Raw genomic sequence first — 16,474 nt, 5'->3', positions numbered from 1 at the left:
CTCAGGTTGCGCTCCTTGGTTTGTTCGCCGACCTTCGTTTCGGCTTTTCGACGGCCGGGTCCGGCACGGCGTTCAGGACAGCAGTGATGATCTTACCCTGCGCCGATTGGTGGCGTTTCAGGGAGCCCTCGGCCGGGCTGGCGCTCTCCGGCCGGCCGACGTATCGCATTTCGAGATTCAGGCGTCCGGCGTCTCTCAGCACGCCGCGCACGCGGGGCGCGGCGAATGACCACGGCCCCATGTTGCGCGGCTCTTCCTGCATCCAGACAACCTCCAAAAGGGAAGGGTACATTGATAGGACCGCGGCGAGTTCATCGGACGGAAACGGGTACAACTGCTCCAGCCTCGCGACCGCGATCCTGGGCGCCTGTTTGAACGCCTCATTCGCCGCCAGATCGTGGTAGACCTTTCCGCTGCACAGGATCAGTCGGGTCACGGCGGCGGCGTCCGTAACCGCTTCATGAAGCACCGGGCGGAACGCACCGTCAGAGAGGTCGGCCAGCGACGATCCCGCGGCCGGCAGACGGAGAAGGCTCTTCGGGGTAAGGAGGATCAGCGGTCGCGGCGCCGTTTCCAGCAGGGCCGCCTGGCGTCGCAGCACGTGGAAATACTGAGCGGCGGTGGTGCAGTTCACCACGCGGATGTTCTCGTTGGCGGCCAATTGCAGGAACCGCTCCAGGCGCGCGCTGCTGTGTTCCGGCCCCTGTCCCTCATATCCGTGCGGCAACAGCAGCACGAGCGACGGGGTCTGCCGCCATTTGGCGTTGCCGGACACGAGGAACTGATCGATGATGACCTGCGCCGAATTTCCGAAGTCTCCGAATTGCGCTTCCCAGATGACGAGGGCGCCGGCGGCGTGCATGCTGTAACCGTATTCAAACCCCAGGGCGGCGCACTCCGAAAGAGGGCTGTTGTAGATGGCAAATGACGCGCGCGCTTGCGGAAGCGATTGCAGCGGCACGAAGCAGTCACCCGTTGTCGGGTCCCAGACGACCAGGTGGCGTTGGCTGAATGTCCCGCGCTCGGCGTCCTGACCGGTCAACCGGATGGGAGTGCCGTCTTCGAGGGTCGCGGCGAGCGCCAGGGCCTCGGCGTGTGCCCACTCGATGCCGCCCGGTTCCGAAATCAGTCCCCGCCGGCGCTGGAGATTCTTCTCCAATTTCGCATTGGGAGTGAACTCCGCCGGCCTCGCCAGCAAGGCTTCATTGAGATCGAGCAGCCGCTCAGCCGAAACACGCGTGTCCGGCGCCGGGACCGAATATATGCTCTCCGAGACCACGTTTCGCACGGGAGCGACCGGCTCGGCGCTCCGGGCGGTCTGCAACTGTTCCTTCACCGTGCCGACCATCGCGTCCGCTTCGTCCCGCGTGAGTACGTGGTCGCGCTCCAGGTCGCGAGCGTACAGTTCGCGCACCGTGGGGTGCGCGGTGATCCTCGCGTACATGCGAGGCTGTGTGAACGCCGGCTCATCGCCTTCGTTATGGCCCCACCGCCGGTAGCCGATGAGATCGATCAGGAAATCCTTGCCGAACTGCTCGCGGTAGGCGTGTGCCATACGCGTAACGGCGACGCACGCTTCCGGGTCATCCGCGTTCACGTGAACGATGGGAATCTCGTACCCTTTAGCGAGATCGCTGGCGTAGAGGGTGGAGCGCGCATCCCCGGGGCCGGTGGTGAAGCCGATCTGGTTGTTCGTGATGATGTGGATCGTGCCGCCCACGCCGTATCCGGGGAGTTGCGAGAGGTTGAGCGTTTCCGCCACCACCCCTTGTCCGGGAAAGGCCGCGTCCCCGTGGATGAGCACGGCGAGCGACGCCGCCGGATCCTGCAGCGGGTTTCCGCGCCGGTTCCGCCGCTCCTGTGCGGCGCGTGCGCGGCCCACGACGACAGGGTTCACATACTCGAGGTGGCTCGGGTTCGGCGCCAGCGTGATCGGCATATCGTGATGGCGCAGGGCGGTGTAGGAACGCCGGGCGCCGAGGTGGTATTTCACGTCGCCGCTCCAGCCTTGCGTGCCGCCGCCCGAAACCGCCGCGCTCTCTTCGCGGACGGCGGACTGGAATTCCGCGAGGATGACCGCATACGGCTTACCCAGAATGTGCGCGAGCACATTGAGCCTCCCGCGATGGGCCATACCCATGACCATCTCCCGCGTTCCCGCCGCAGCCGCCGCCGCGATGAGCTCGTCCAGCATGGGGACGAGGCAGTCCACCCCTTCAATGGAAAACCGCTTCTGCCCAACGAACGTCTGGTGCAGATAGCGTTCGAACGTTTCAACGGCAGTGAGGCGTTCGAGGAGCTCCCGCTTCCGATCGGCGCCGAAATCCTGGAAGAACCGCCGGCTTTCGATGACCTCGCGCAGCCATTCGCGTTCGGCGGGCACGTGAATATGCGCGTAATCGTATCCCACCGAACCGGAGTAGACGCGGCGCAGCCGGCCGATAGCCTCCAGCGCGTTCGGGGCGCCTTCCGACAACGGCCCACCCACCACGCTGGCGGGAAGCGCCGTGAGGTCGGTGGTCTGAAGCCCCTGGTTTTCCAGCTCCAGCGCCGGATCGCCCGGCGGGTGCGTACCCAGCGGATCGGTGTGCGCCGCCAGGTGGCCGATCTCGCGGATCATCCGTGTGAGGCGGGCGGTCGCGACGATTTTGGTGATCTCCGCCTCGGATCGCGTGAAAACAACGGCCGGCGCCGAAACGGCCGGCGCCTGGGCTGCGGCTTCAGCGGCGGGCGCCGGGTTGTTCGCGGCCTCCCATTGTTCGAAGAGGTTGCGTGTTTCGGCGTCCACGGAGGCCGGGTCCTCGCGGTATTGATCGTACAACTCCTGTGCGTAACCCGCATTCGCGCCAAAGAATGTGTTGAAATCAGCCATCGTTTTACCTGTGGGCTTAAGGATACCCTTCAGGCGCCGTGTTTGACACCCCCGCCGGATGCAGGAACACCATTCACGCGGCACCAATTCCATTTATGGAGGTCGGCGAATGCGCGTGACACCTGTCCTCTCGGCGGCACTGTTCCTTTCGGCCGTTTCCGTTGCCCTCGCGAAGCCGCCGGGAAACAGCGTTCGCGATTACGGCGCGAAGGGCGATGGCAAGGCCGACGATACCGCTTCATTTCAGGAGGCGATCGACTCTATCGCGAAATCGGGCGGGGGTGTGCTTTCCGTTCCCAGGGGCAACTACCTCATCAAGACTCACCTCACGGTCCGGGAGCACGTTGTCCTGGAAGGCGTGTTCAAGGCGCCCACCGCGCGGTCCGAGATGAAGGGCAGCACACTCCTCGCCGTGGAGTCGAAAGGCGGATTGGAGGGAGAGCCGTTCATCACGCTGCTTGCCAATGCTTGCCTCAAGGGCATCACCGTCTTCTACCCGGAACAGAGCCAGACGACTCCCAAACCATATCCGTGGACGGTCCGCGGCATCGGCGACAACTGCACCATTAAGGACTGCCTGTTTACCAACCCGTACGCCGCAGTCGATTTCGGCACCTATCCCGCAGGCAGGCACTATATCAACGGCCTCTACGCGCAGGCCATCTACCGCGGCGTGTTTGTCGACAAGTGCTTCGACGTGGGGCGCCTCGAGAACGTTCACCTGTGGCCGTTCTGGACGGAGAAGTTGATGGACTGGACGCTCAAGAACGGCGAGGCGTTCACCATCGCGCGGACCGACTGGGAGTACATGACGAACTGCTTCTGCATCTCGTACAAGACCGGCTTCCATTTTCTGGGAAAGGCGGACGGGCCGGGAAACGCCATCCTCACCCAGTGCGGCTCGGATGTGGGAGATGTGGCCGTCCAGGTGGACGCGCTTCAGGGGCACGCGGGAGCGTCGTTCCTCAATGGCCAGTTCATGGGAGAGATCCGGGTCGCACCGGCCAACACGGGTCCGCTCAAGTTCACCGCCTGCGGTTTCTGGGGCGTCGCCGGTCGGACCGAGACGTATGGCATCCTCGAGGGTCACGGCCAGACGAGTTTCAGCAACTGCCATTTCACCGCGTGGGACCAGAAGACTAACGGCGCGCCGGCCATCCACGCCGTCAACGGCGGGCTGAGCGTGATGGGCTGCGATTTCATGGACGCCGGCCTGAACCAAATCGTGCTGGAGAAAGGCGTCGAAGCGGCCACCATCGTCGGCAACCGTTTCCGTGGAGGGCAGAAAATGACCAACAACAGCAACGGAAGCGTCGAGATCGGGCTGAACGCGAAGGGGTGAGGGGCGGAGGGAGCACTCGGAGACGGCTCCCCACGTGTATGAAAGGGTGTAAGCTATGGCGAAACGCGCTGATCTGATTCATCTTCCCGCTTTGTTCCTTCTGAGCACTGATGTGACGCGGTATCTTGCTCCAGAGCTAGCCGTTGATGGTTTTCTTACCGTGGAGTTACGCGACTGGGCCAGAAAGAAACTCCTGTCGTCCTTTCACGATGATGACATTGACCTCGACGGTCTGCAAAACTCAGTGCGCGGTGCACAGGCAGAACTTGGCAAGCCTATGGTGGGCGCCATTGCACACTGGCGGAAAATGGCGTTCCCAAGAGAAATCGAGTCGGTTCGCCGCTGGGTTTGGATGATGTTGTTCCTCAAGCTTCGAGATGTGTGGGAAGCCGCCGAGCAGAACAGCCGCGATCCGCTATGTGAAGAGGAATACGCGTGGGTTAGGGTGCTGATACGTCAGCGGGTAACCCATTCATGCATCCTAAGGGATGAGGTCGATGATCTCCTGGAAAGATCGCGTTCGGAATGGGACCCGATGGTGGCATCCCGCTATTCCGACTGGTTCGACGTAAGATCGCAAATCATCCAGACTGCGGACAGCATTGCAGCAGCTCCCTTGTGGTCAGTACTTCTCAGAGAGTTACCAAGTGATCAGCTCAGGCGTCTCGCCGATTGGGCGGTTAGGATCGCTAGGGAAGAACGCTTGCCAGTAACGAGGGCTGCTTTCCCAAGTGTATAGCCAACAACAGCAACGGCAGCGTGGAGATCGGGCTGAACGCCCGCCAGTGAGGGGATGAGGAAATGAGCAAACGGGGAAACGGGGAAATTGAGAAACTGGGAAATGGGGGCAATGAGGAAATGGGTCAACGAGTCAATGGAAGGACATTGACTCGTTGCTCCGCTGGCTGTCTAGCTCGCTGGCTCATTTCCTCGTTTCCCCGTTTCCTCGTTTCCATTTTCCTCGCCGCTTCCGCCCATGCCGCGCCATCCGTGGTCGCGGTTGAAAATGGCGGGCTGCTTTTCACGGACAATCCGGCCGGGGTGAGCGGGACGGACGCCGGGTTTTCGTCGCCCATCGGCGACAAGACGCTCTGGATCTTCGGCGATGTGTTCCTCCTCGATCCCAGTAAGCCGGAGAAGCCGTATGTCGGCAACGTGAGCAACTGCGGTCTGCTGGTTCCGACAGGGAAGGGGACCGCGCCATTGAAACGCTACGGGTTCCTGACAAACCCGCAGACGGGACTGGCGCGGCAGTTGATCCCGCTGGCGAACCGTGAGAAGGACGATACCCGGCTCTGGCCCGGAGGCTCCTGGTACGACGCCGCCACGAAACGGCTCTATCTGTACTATTCGGGCATCAGCATTCTCGGCGATGGTGTCTACAATTTTCGGTGCAACGGTTGGGGGCTATGCGTGGCGGATACCTCGAAGCCGGAGGCCATCCGTTTCGACCGGCTTCACCCAAAGGGCCGAGAGTGGATGTGGCCGAACGCGCCGGGCGCCACAGTATACGGGAATGCGACGCTGGACGGCGGCGATTGGCTGTACGTGTATGGAGCGCACGACGACAGGCCGGGCAGTTCCGCCCGCCTCGCCCGAGTCCGAAAAACAGATGTAACTGATCCCGAGGCGTATGAGTACTTCAGCGGATCGCCGGATAAGCCATCGTGGAGCAGAAAGCAGGAAGACGCGGCCGACGTCCAAGGGTTGCGCGATTTCCCGAGCGAGCTGTCGGTCGCATACAACCGCTACCTCGGAGGCTACCTCGCCGTGCACAACGTGATCCTGGACGACCGCATCCGCCTCAGCCTGGCGCCGCACCCGTGGGGACCGTTCACCAAGATCGCGGATATCGGCGCTCCGAGGCAGGCGCTCCAGAAGAACCCGTGCTACGCCGGGAAGGAACACCCTGAACTGGCGGAAGACGGCGGGCGGATTGTGTACATAACTTACGTTGACCAGCAGCGCTACTGGCTGCAACTCCTGAAAGTGACATTGAAGCGATGACTAAATCCTGGAAGAGTGCGATGCTGGCGGCGTTCGCAGCGTTTTACTGCGTTCGGGCGACGGCGGCAGGGAAAGGGCCCGAGTTCCCGCTGGGCGTTTGGTATGAGGGCGGCGTCGGCGCGTTCCGCGACGACCTCATCCCCGCCGATCCCGCGCTGGCCGCGCCGATCTATCTGAAGCACTTCAGGGATATGGCGGCGCACGGCATCAACTGCGCCGTCGTCCCGAACACCCCGCCGGATCACCATCAGGCGATCCTCGATGCGGCGCGGTCGGCGGACGTGAAACTCATCATCGAGGTCAACAAAGAGGGCGGGGATCTCGGAACCATGATTCGCGGCGGGAAACCGGTCTCCGAGGCGGCGATCAACGCGACGCTCACCCGCGACCTCCGGCCGGTGATGGACCATGCGGCGTTGTGGCGCGTGCAACTTCTGGATGAGCCGCCGCCGGGCACCTTTCCGCGATATGCCGAGGTGGCCAAAGGGTTGAAAGCCTACGCGCGCCGCCTCAAGCCGTTTACTTGCCTCATCGGCGCTGACGGCTTCGACGAGTTTTTGAAGACAACCGGAAGCGACGTTGCGGCGTTCGACCGGTATCCCATCGGCGTCGGTACCCCGCTGGGCGACGTCGCCGCTATGCGCGATTTCGAGCGGGTGGCGACCAAGGCGGGGCTCGCGTGCGCGAAAACCGGCGCCGCGTCCTGGGCGGTGATGCAGGTCCACGCCATCACCGGAATCCACAGGTTCCCAACGCCGGGCGAAATCCGGTGCATGACGTACCTGGCCCTGGCTTCGGGCAGCAAAGGCCTGTTCTGGTTCCTGTACCAGACCGAATACTGGAACAAGGCCAAGGGCGAGATGATGTCCGGCCTCATCGACACCGATGGCGACGGCGATGCCCGTTGGGAGGAGGTCGGCCGGCTCACGAAGGAGACCCGCGCGCTGGAGCCGACGCTGCTGAGATTGACGCCGATTGCCTCGCCGGAGGATACACGCCCCCACGCAACGACTCATTATCTCAAGGACAGAAAGGGCAGACGGTACGTTTTCACCGTCAATCTGGACACTGTTTCGGCGCGGGACGTTGAGACGCGGATTCAACTGCCTAATGGGGAAAGCTCCGCCGTCACACGGCTGCCGGGCGGAAAACGAGTTGCGGCCCGCCGCCAGAATGGCGGTTTGGTGTGGTCCGAACGCCTCCCGGCCGGTTCAGGGGCGCTGTATCGGCTTGACTAGTTTGATGCCGTAGTGATCGGACGCACGCTAATGTCGGCGAGGACGCCGACCAGGGTTTGTCGGCGAGGACGCCGACCAGGGTTTGTCGGCGAGGCGTCGACAGAGGTTTGTCGGCGAGGACGCCGACAGAGGTTTGTCGGCGAGGACGCCGACACTACCAGTTGAGTGAAAGGATGCAAAGCATGATGCGGATAATCAGGGCCGTGGCGGTTATGGCCGGAATCGCGGTGATGGTGGCGGCCAGTGCGCGCGCGGAGACCAATCCGCACGACGGCTACGCTTTCTGGCTGCCGAACGGGAAGCTGACCGTCGGTGACAAGGTCAGCGAGAAGCGCTACAACTTCCGGCGCGAAGGCAACACGGTCACGTTCGATGTACCCCTGCGCAAGACGCGCTTTGATACCCCATCCGGAAACTTGTATGTGCTGACCGTAGGGCCAGTCGATGCTGAGGTGACGAATGGCGTACGGCTATGGGGAAACCTGTTCCTCATACCACGTGCGGAAACGGCGGCCCCAGCGTCTCTCAAGGTGACTTCCGACGCGAAGGGCGCTCTCCCCAAGGCCTATCGATTCTACTTCTCGGATGATATGCGTGTATGGCCACGGCTCAGAGACCCACAGCCGCTCTGGAAGAGTTCCGCAGAAACAACCAATTACTACGCGTGTGGCGTGGAGCGACTTCTCGCAGGAAAACTCCCTGAAGCAAGCGAGTGGTTTATTCGCGTGCTCAAGAACCGTCTCACCACCGAGCAGGCACGGTACGCGCGCCATATGATCCGCTGGTGCGATGCCGAGACGCGATTCCCCAAGATCGTGAAGACCGACGCGAAGGCTTACTACAACCTGGGGCTGTACTGCATGGTCAACGGCTTCTGGGAGTTGGCCGAGAAGTCGTTCATGGCATCCACCAAGGCCAACCCGAAGAACCCGGACGCGTGGTACATGCTTGGAGACGCCGCCAGTTACGTTCACAGCGACCTGGATATGAACTTCGCACAGGTCTACCCGTACTATCAGAAGGCGGCCGATCTATATCCCCGAAAGAACAGCAACACGTTCCGCAACCACCTCGCGCTCTTCCGGAAGCTGCGCGTGAGCGACGGCAAGGGCGGCACGACAGTCATTACGATGTCGGACGAGCAGATCGCCGCGACGAAACTGAAATGGAAATGGTGCACGGCGCTGTTCGAAGCGTCAAGCCGCGGCTCCATGCGGATGGTCAACAACTGGGCCGAGTACGACCGGGAGTTCGACAACAGCGCGCCCATGGAACACGACCCGGCGCCCTACGAGGGCCTGTTCGAAACCGGCACCATCGAGACGTTCATGAAATTCGCGGGTTGGGGCGCTTCAGACGCTATCGGGCCGGACTGCGGCGCCAACCGTGGCGCCGACGTGAACATTGGCCAGCGCGAATGGGACGTCCTCTACCATGAATGGAATCACACCCTGGACTGGCTGATGACGTTCAGCGGCCAGGGCATCGGCGTGCCGGACACACACAGCAGCGACTGGTGCGGGTTTGAGCCAATTTCCAGCATGGGCATGGGCCATCACTCCTGCAACCGCTACTACATGACGCCGGGGATGTACCGCACGATTCACGGAAGCGACAAACCAACGACTCCCTGGATTGACGAGTGGCTGATATCGAACCCTACGTCACTGGATGCGGGGGCGACACCGACGACCGAGAAAGACCAGAATCGACTTCGCGCAGCGGTCCTCGCGGTGCAATCGCCTCTTTCGCCACGGAACGTGCCGAGCGTGAGCACGACTTGGGCGTCCACCAACGCCGTCGATGGGTACGTTGACCTGTACGCCATCGAGCATGGACGCAAGGCAGCCTATTCGTTTGCGCACACATACGTCTGGTCGCCGAAGGACCAGAAGGTGCGCTGCTGGTATGGCGCCGACGACAACGCTAAAATCTGGGTGAACAATCAGCTTCAGTATCCCGGCCAGTACTGGAGCGTCTGCAAGTGGGAAGAGACGCAGGAGAAAGACCAAATATGCTGCGCCCTTGGCTTGAAACGCGGATGGAACAGCGTGCTGATGCAGGTAAGCAACGTGCCGCGCTTCACATCTAACCCGCCGCCGCCACATCCCTTCTACTATGGAAACCCGGATTCGTGGGGCTTCAGCATGCGCCTTTGCGGATTCCAGAACGAACCGCTTGAGGGCGTGAAATGGCAGGCCAAACGCCCGTCGATGTTCGAGGCATCGCTGCTGGCTCACGTTCCGACGCTCGGAGAGCAGAAGAACCCGAAGCCAACGTATTACCAGTGGGCCAAGGTGAAGGACGACTACACCTGGCTGCTGCCGCACTTGACGACCATGGACCTCCGCGCGATCACGGGCTACAGCAAGCTGAACGCATCGGAAGAAATGCTGTTCGATCCGGGCCAGCCCACGACGCTCAAACCGGCGCGGCTCTTCCACAACGGCAAAGCGGACCCGAACGAAATCGCGCTGAACAACGAGTTGAACTGGTTCTTCTCGCCAAAAGAGATGGTCGGGGTTCTGCGATACAAGAGGGGGGCCGCGCAGGCGCGCGATCTCGTATTCCTCCGCCCCGAGATGTACGAAGCGTTCACGAGCATCGCCAGGGTCTCCCCGGAGGCTGCGAAGCGCGGCATCAAGAGCCATGCGGACCGTGTAATCGGCTACTACACCGTGCCGCGTGGAGACAATCTGAACGGCCGCGTCGTGCTGGTACTCGACACCTGGCTGGGCAACAACCCGCCGGTGGACGAGGAAGACCTGCTGGCGCCGTAACGATGAGCGATGAACGATGAACGCCCTATGAGGGGGTTCATCGTTCATCAACCTGATTTCATCACTCAGGGTGTCCTTGTGGTCGTCTCCGCTTGCAGCGTCGCATGCTGCGGTTTTTCAGATTGCGGACACGGGCATCAAGCCGCCTCATCCGCCTTTTTCAGCAGGCGGTGGACGCGGAAGAGGTTCTGGTCCGGGTCATCGAAGGAGAATTCACGCGTGCCCCAGGGCTTGTCCGCCGGCGCGCACAAGACATGGGCGCCGCTCGCGACCAGCTCTGCGTAGACGGCATCCACGTCGTCCACGTAGAAGTTGCAGACGACTTCGTCGAAGGGCGGGTTCTGCCGGCGCAGGAACAGGCGGACACCGTCCCGGATAACCGAGGCGAAACCGTGTGCTTCATACACCCACTGCAATGTGAACCCCAGCGTGCCCTGATAGTGGTTCAGCGCGCGCTCCAGATCGGCCACGGGCAGTTCCGGGACGAGTTCCCGCCAGGCATTCGCCATCGTGTTATCCTTTCAGGCAAAGCCTTAACAGCAGAGGCTCTGCCGAATATCCAACACTACACCTGGAACCGGAAGTTCACGACGTCGCCGTCCAGCATGATGTAGTCGCGGCCTTCGAGGCGGGCGAGGCCCTTTTCCTTGGCGGCGGCCCAACTGCCGGTTGCCATCAGGTCGTCGAACGAGATGATCTCGGCGCGGATGAAGCCGCGGGCGATATCGCTGTGGATCTCGCGGGCGGCGTCCTGCGCGCGTGTGCCTTTGCGGATGCTCCAGGCGCGAACCTCGTCGCGGCCTGCCGTGAGGAACGACATCAGGCCAAGAAGGTCGTAACCGTGTTGGATCAGGCGGTTGAGGCCTGGTTCCGCGAGACCGAGATCCGCCAGGAATTCCTTCTCCTCCTCCTCGTCGAGGTCGGAGAGTTCAGCCTCGATGGCCGCGGAGATCTCCATGACGTGCGTGCCCTGTGGCAGTGCGGCGCGGAGTTTCCCGGCGTCCGGACTGCCGCCGGCAACGAACGCCTCCGGGACGTTGGCCGCGTAAATGACCGGTTTGTCAGTGAGGAGGAACAACTCGCGACGGTTTTCGGCGCCCAGGGCGAGCGTACGGGCCGGCTGGCCATCGGAGAGGTGGGCCTCCAGCGCCTGAAGCTCCGACTTCGTCCATTTGGGCGCGTTGTCCCCCTTTTTGACGGGACGGTCAGCCTTCTGTATCTGCTTGCCCACGCTCTGGAGGTCGGCAAGGATGAGTTCCATTTCCATGGTTTCCATGTCGTCCACGGCGTCTACCGCTTTGTCCGGCTCTTCGGCGAGGGTGAAGCACCGGACCACGTGAACGATGGCGTCCACCTCGCGGATCTGCGCCAGGAATTTGTTGCCGAGGCCTTCTCCTTTGCTGGCGCCGGCCGCCAGGCCCGCGATGTCGACGAACTCGACGGTGGCCGGGGTGATCTTCTTGGGGTCGAAGAGAGTCGCCAGCGCCTGAAGGCGGCTGTCGGGCACATGGGCGGTGCCCTGATTGGGTTCAACCGTGGTGAACGGATAGGCGCCCACCGCCGCATGCGAGCGCGTGATAGCGTTGAACAGCGAAGTTTTTCCGGTATTGGGCAATCCCACGATGCCAATCTGCATATCAAAGCCTCATTTCGGGGTATTGTTGTGTCAAGTCACCTGGTCCGGCGATCCGGCTGGCCGTTACATTATAACGTTCGTGGCGCGCCATGCTAACATTGGGTGCAAAGGCGGCCCACGCCTCAGCATAAGGAGGTTCCATTGGACCACACGCTCACACTGAGTCCGCTCACCAACATCGCCATTCTGGTGATGGCGCTGGGGCAGTTGTTGCTCGTCGGCGCGGTTGTTTTCCTGGCTTTCAAACTGAAAACCATCGTATCGGATACCGTCAAACAGGCGCTGAACGAAACTCTGCCACGGGTGCAGCCTGTTATAGACAATGTCACCGGCATCACATCGCAGGTCAGCGATGTGGTGAAGTCGGTTGCTCCGAAGGTGGAGCGCATGGCATCGGACGGCGAAAGCGCCGTTCATAACGTGACGTCGAAAGTGAAGACCACTTCCAGCATCGTAACAGAGGGCATTGCGAAGCCGATGGCCAACATTGCCGCGCTGCTCACCGGCGTCCAACGCGGGATCACCGTTTGGAAGACGGCAAAGGCAACACAAGGTGGCGCTGCGCGGGCGATGGAGGCCGACCATATGGGCCAGCCCCCCGGCGCCGATTCCTGACCGCGGCGGACAGGCCGCATCCAGTGTTCGCGGGCACGTTAGCCGCGACACCAACGCGATAGCACCGAAAGGACCGTAAAATGGCAAAAACTGATTTCGCCGTAGGACTACTGGTTGGCGGCGCCCTGGGAGCCGCACTTGCTCTGCTCTATGCGCCAACTACCGGAGACGAATTCCGCGCAACAGTGAAGGAAAAAGCGACCGACTTGGGCGGCACCGTCAAGGAAAAGGCAGGCGAATACTCCCACACCATCCGTGACAAAGCGGCTGACCTGACCGACACCGTCCGTGAAAAGGCGACCGACCTTGGGGGCGTCGTTCGCGGAAAGGCCGCGGATATCAGCGGCGCCGTACGCGACAAGGCCGCGGACCTTGGAGACACTATGCGCGACAAGATGGGCGGGGTACAGCGCGTTCAGGAAGCCGCCGAAGATCTCGGCCAGGCGATCAAGGACATCTGAACCGATATCCGGGGGGATGACGGTTCGCCGTCATTCCCCTTCTCCCCCGCCTGACGGCCCGAGAAGTGCCGCGCGCAGGAGATCGAGGTCAACCGGCTTGGTCAGGTGGTCGTCGAAACCCGAACTCACCGCCCGCTCCCGGTCGGACTCCTGACCATACCCCGTCACGGCGACTATCCTGGCCCCGGCGGTTTCGGGCCGCCCGCGCAATTCCCTCGCAACTCCGTAGCCGTCCAATCCCGGCAGGCCGATGTCCAGCAGAACGACATCCGGCCGTTGCCTGACGGCCACTTCGATGGCCGCCCGACCGTCTTCGGCCTCGAAGATGATGCACCCGTCGAGCTCCAGGATGTCTCGCAGCGTCTCCCGGGCATCGACGTTATCGTCCACCAGTAAGACTGTGATTCCGGGGCGGACCGCTTCGTGCGATTCGTGTCGCGTCGGCTGAGGTTCACGCAGATCCTGAGTGCTGGCGGCGGGGAGGCGCACCGTGAATGTTGCACCGCGCCCCGGCCCGGCGCTCTCCGCGACTACGGTTCCGCCGTGCAGATCGACGAACGATTTCACCAAAGATAAACCCAGCCCAAGGCCTCCGCCGGCGTGAGCGAGAGTTTCGTCCGCCTGGGTGAACACCTCGAAGACCTGAGGCAGCATCTCTGCGCCGATCCCCACGCCGGTATCCCGGACTGTGAGGACTACCGCCGGCCCGTCACGGTACGCGGTTACCCACACGGACCCTTCGTTCGTATATTTGACGGCATTCACAACCAGGTTGAAGAGAACCTGCTCCAGGCGGATCTCATCGGCGGTCACCAGCAGATCCGGTTCCGTGTCCACGCTCAGATCAATGCCCTTGGCTGCCGCCAAAGCTGCCAGCGAGCGGACGACTGTAGCGGCCAGCGAGCCCAGGTCAACCGGAGCCAGCCTGAGGGCGACGCGGCCAAGGGCAATGCGCGAAACATCCAGGAGGTCTTCCAGGAGACGCGCCTGGGTTGCCGACGCCCGCTCGATGGCGTCGCGCGCCCGGAGCAGCCTCGGCTCGGCGGGTTGCACGGACTTGAGCACTTGCGCCGCGTTCACGATAGTCGACAGCGGATTGCGCAATTCGTGCGAGAGCAGAGCGATGAACCGGTCCTTCGCCCTGGCAGCCTCGATCAGCGCTTCCTCCGCCCGTTTGCGCTCCGTGACATCGCTGTAGGTGATCACAACGCCGTGTCCTTCCAGCGGCAGAGGGGCGGCGGTGACGCTGAGCCAGGTGACGGTCTGGTCGGGGCCGACGATGCCGATCTCGCCGCCGGATATCACGCGCCGTTCGGTCAGGGCCAGCACGCTGGGAAACTCATCGGACGGCATCGGCGATCCATCCGGGCGGACGATTTGCCACTGCGGACTGGCGATCTCGCGGGGGAGTTGCCCGCCCAGACGCGCCGAAAGCAGCGTTTTCGCGATCGGATTGGATTCCATGATACGCCCAGCCTCGTCAACGACGTTGATGCCGAGCGGGAAAGACTCGAAAAGGGTCCTGTATTTGGCCAGCGAAACGCGCAACGCTTCATCCGCGCGCCGCGCCTCAGTGGTGTCCTGTATCGTTCCGATCATCCTGATGGGTTGGTTCCGGGCGTCGTATTCGAGCCTGCCACGGCCGTGCACCCACCGTTCCACCCCGTCCCTTTTTCGGAAGATCCGGTACTCCTTGTCGAAGGGCTCCGCCGTTTCCAGAACAGCGCTCGCCAGGTATTCTACCATCGCGGCCCGATCGTCGGGATGCACGAGGGTAGACCATCCCTCCACCGTTCGGTCGAAGCTTTCGTCAATCCCGAATATTCCGTCGAGGATGTCCGAGCTTTCCCACCGGGCCGTTTCAATATCCAGGGTGTAGGCGCCAAGCCCGGCGATCAGCTGGGTCTCCCTCAGGAATTGAGCCGAGGCCGCCTGGGCTTCCTCCGCCCGCTTGCGATCTGTGAGGTCCGTGTGGGTGCCCGTCATCCGGATCGGTTCGCCGGATTCGTTGCGTTCCACGACCTTCCCACGCGCCAGAATCCATTTCCACTGGCCGGACTTAGTCTTAAGGCGTTGCTCGACCTCAAACAGCGGCGTGTGCCCCTGCAGATAGGACTGCAGGAGTTTGTTGGTCAGCGGCATGTCGTCGGGGTGAACGAGGTCGTTCCACACCCGGGCAACCTCGGCCATTTCGTCGGGGGAATAGCCCAGAATCTCGCAACCGCGCGGGCTGAGGTAAACAGTGCCTTCCGGCAGGCGCACATCCCAGAGGCCATCGTTCGCCCCTTCCAGAGCAAATCGAAGGCGCTGTTCGCTTTGAATCATCGCGGTTTCGGTGCGCTTGCGTTCGGTGATGTCGATCACGCCCGCGATCGCGCCGATGTATTCCCCGTCTCCGTCGGCGAGGGGCGAGGTCGCGATGACAACGTCCACGCGGTGGCCGTCTTTTGCGTGGAGCACGAAGTCGTGCTGCTCGTCTATGCCCTCCAGCCTGCGCTCCAGATTCCGGCGCGCCGTGCCGACACCGGACTTGTCCATGAACGAGAACATATGCCGGCCGAGCATCTCCTCGGGCGTGTAGCCCAGCATTCGCGCCATGTTCGCGTTCGCATAGGTGGTTCGCCCGTCCGCATCGATGACCCAGACGCCTTCCTGGAGCGTCTCGACGAGGCGGCGATGCATTGCTTCACTCGCGCGCAGCTCGCGCTCGCTCTGGCGACGGGCCGTGATGTCTTCCACGAACCCTTCCACATAATCGATCGCTCCGTCCCCGGACCGCACGGCTCTCATATGCAGGTTGGCGGTAAACTCCGAACCATCGCGGCGGCGGTACTCCACCTCACGGCGCACGAAGGAACCGCTTTCCAACGCATTCTGCACGATTGCGATTCGCTGCGCGGGATCCACGAACAAGCGGTTAGGGATATCCTTCACTTCGGCCAGCATTTGAGCGGGCGAGGCGAATCCGAACATGTCTGCGGTGGTTTGATTGACGTCAATGAAGCGCCCCGAGACGGTGGCCTGGAAGATCCCTATAGGAGCGTTCTCGAAGAGGATTCGGAACCGCGGCTCGGGATCGCCTGCTGCGCCGGCGGCCTGGGCCCCCGGATCGGACGACTCCGCGCACGCGCAGCGTTCGGCTTCTTCCAGGGAAAACGCCGCGTACGCGAGGCCGATTTCGGCCGCCCTTGCGTGCCCCTCTGGGAACACCTCCGCGGCTGCCTTCGCGATGGCGCCGTTCAGCGCAAGGAGATTCCGCAGGGCCGCCGGAAGCCCCGAGGCAAGGTACGCCGGGGGCTCCAGTGCGGGATTGCCGGTGACCCACAATTCAAACCGCCGAAGCGCTTCAGCGCACGACGCATCGGTCGCGCCACCCTCACGCGCGGCGGCGAGGACACGATCTCGCAGAGCGTGTAAGTCTGTTGCCAGAAATGTCTCCGGTTGATCCATTGGCCCTCCGCCCGGTTGCCTCCACTGCTATGCACGCGCCATCTATGACGTGATGATAGCGCTGCGGGGCGCG

The 16,474-nt window shown here is 62.5% G+C and carries 11 protein-coding genes; 7 read left to right on the top strand and 4 right to left on the bottom strand.

What is annotated here, in order from left to right:
- Window position 1: 1 nt before the first annotated feature.
- Window positions 2-2,872, bottom strand: coding sequence for a 2-oxoglutarate dehydrogenase E1 component (locus tag VGM51_19330; GenBank protein HEY3415193.1), 2,871 nt, complete (start codon window positions 2,870-2,872; stop codon window positions 2-4).
- A gap of 109 nt (window positions 2,873-2,981) precedes the next feature.
- On the opposite strand from VGM51_19330, the gene VGM51_19325 reads away from it, so the two are divergent.
- The 5 genes from VGM51_19325 (at window position 2,982) to VGM51_19305 (ending at window position 10,239) form a co-directional block, all read left to right on the top strand.
- Window positions 2,982-4,214 carry a glycosyl hydrolase family 28-related protein gene (locus tag VGM51_19325; protein ID HEY3415192.1) on the top strand — a complete coding sequence of 411 codons (1,233 nt, stop codon included), beginning with the start codon at window positions 2,982-2,984 and terminating at the stop codon, window positions 4,212-4,214.
- A gap of 55 nt (window positions 4,215-4,269) precedes the next feature.
- Complete coding sequence (locus VGM51_19320) at window positions 4,270-4,953, top strand: hypothetical protein (GenBank protein ID HEY3415191.1); 684 nt, start codon at window positions 4,270-4,272, stop codon at window positions 4,951-4,953.
- Between the two features lie 146 nt (window positions 4,954-5,099).
- Window positions 5,100-6,221 carry a DUF4185 domain-containing protein gene (locus VGM51_19315; protein HEY3415190.1) on the top strand — a complete coding sequence of 374 codons (1,122 nt, stop codon included), beginning with the start codon at window positions 5,100-5,102 and terminating at the stop codon, window positions 6,219-6,221.
- Window positions 6,218-7,459, top strand: a complete 1,242-nt coding sequence (locus VGM51_19310; protein HEY3415189.1) for a beta-galactosidase — start codon at window positions 6,218-6,220, stop codon at window positions 7,457-7,459. Before VGM51_19315 ends, VGM51_19310 begins: the two co-directional genes overlap by 4 nt.
- Before the next feature lie 182 nt (window positions 7,460-7,641).
- On the top strand, window positions 7,642-10,239 hold the full coding sequence (locus tag VGM51_19305) for a tetratricopeptide repeat protein (GenBank protein HEY3415188.1): 2,598 nt from the start codon (window positions 7,642-7,644) through the stop codon (window positions 10,237-10,239).
- 137 nt (window positions 10,240-10,376) lie between these two features.
- On the opposite strand, the gene VGM51_19300 is transcribed toward VGM51_19305, so the two are convergent.
- Entirely contained in the window at window positions 10,377-10,748 is a 372-nt protein-coding gene (locus VGM51_19300) for a VOC family protein (protein HEY3415187.1), read from the bottom strand.
- Between the two features lie 56 nt (window positions 10,749-10,804).
- Window positions 10,805-11,875, bottom strand: coding sequence for a redox-regulated ATPase YchF (gene ychF / locus VGM51_19295; protein HEY3415186.1), 1,071 nt, complete (start codon window positions 11,873-11,875; stop codon window positions 10,805-10,807).
- A 141-nt stretch (window positions 11,876-12,016) separates the two neighbouring features.
- On the opposite strand from ychF, the gene VGM51_19290 reads away from it, so the two are divergent.
- Window positions 12,017-12,490, top strand: a complete 474-nt coding sequence (locus VGM51_19290) for a hypothetical protein (protein ID HEY3415185.1) — start codon at window positions 12,017-12,019, stop codon at window positions 12,488-12,490.
- A gap of 80 nt (window positions 12,491-12,570) precedes the next feature.
- The gene (locus tag VGM51_19285; protein ID HEY3415184.1) at window positions 12,571-12,951 is read left to right on the top strand and encodes a YtxH domain-containing protein; all 381 of its coding nucleotides are present in this window, start codon (window positions 12,571-12,573) and stop codon (window positions 12,949-12,951) included.
- Window positions 12,952-12,981: 30 nt separating this feature from the next.
- Here VGM51_19285 and VGM51_19280 read toward each other — a convergent pair whose 3' ends face one another.
- Window positions 12,982-16,401, bottom strand: coding sequence for a PAS domain S-box protein (locus tag VGM51_19280; GenBank protein ID HEY3415183.1), 3,420 nt, complete (start codon window positions 16,399-16,401; stop codon window positions 12,982-12,984).
- Window positions 16,402-16,474: the final 73 nt, after the last annotated feature.

The sequence above is a fragment of the Armatimonadota bacterium genome (assembly GCA_036504095.1).
Lineage (GTDB): Bacteria > Armatimonadota > DTGP01 > JAKQQT01 > JAKQQT01 > DASXUL01.
Note: the sequence above shows the minus strand (reverse complement) of the source record. Positions and strands in the feature narration are given on the sequence as shown.

Excerpts from the sequence above, each read along its gene's own strand:
- VGM51_19300 (HEY3415187.1), bottom strand. The coding sequence starts at position 10,748 with ATGGCGAATGCCTGGCGGGAACTCGTCCCGGAACTGCCCGTGGCCGAT.
- VGM51_19285 (HEY3415184.1), top strand. The coding sequence starts at position 12,571 with ATGGCAAAAACTGATTTCGCCGTAGGACTACTGGTTGGCGGCGCCCTG.
- VGM51_19310 (HEY3415189.1), top strand. The coding sequence starts at position 6,218 with ATGACTAAATCCTGGAAGAGTGCGATGCTGGCGGCGTTCGCAGCGTTT.
- VGM51_19305 (HEY3415188.1), top strand. The coding sequence starts at position 7,642 with ATGATGCGGATAATCAGGGCCGTGGCGGTTATGGCCGGAATCGCGGTG.
- VGM51_19330 (HEY3415193.1), bottom strand. The coding sequence starts at position 2,872 with ATGGCTGATTTCAACACATTCTTTGGCGCGAATGCGGGTTACGCACAG.
- ychF (HEY3415186.1), bottom strand. The coding sequence starts at position 11,875 with ATGCAGATTGGCATCGTGGGATTGCCCAATACCGGAAAAACTTCGCTG.
- VGM51_19325 (HEY3415192.1), top strand. The coding sequence starts at position 2,982 with ATGCGCGTGACACCTGTCCTCTCGGCGGCACTGTTCCTTTCGGCCGTT.
- VGM51_19320 (HEY3415191.1), top strand. The coding sequence starts at position 4,270 with ATGGCGAAACGCGCTGATCTGATTCATCTTCCCGCTTTGTTCCTTCTG.
- VGM51_19280 (HEY3415183.1), bottom strand. The coding sequence starts at position 16,401 with ATGGATCAACCGGAGACATTTCTGGCAACAGACTTACACGCTCTGCGA.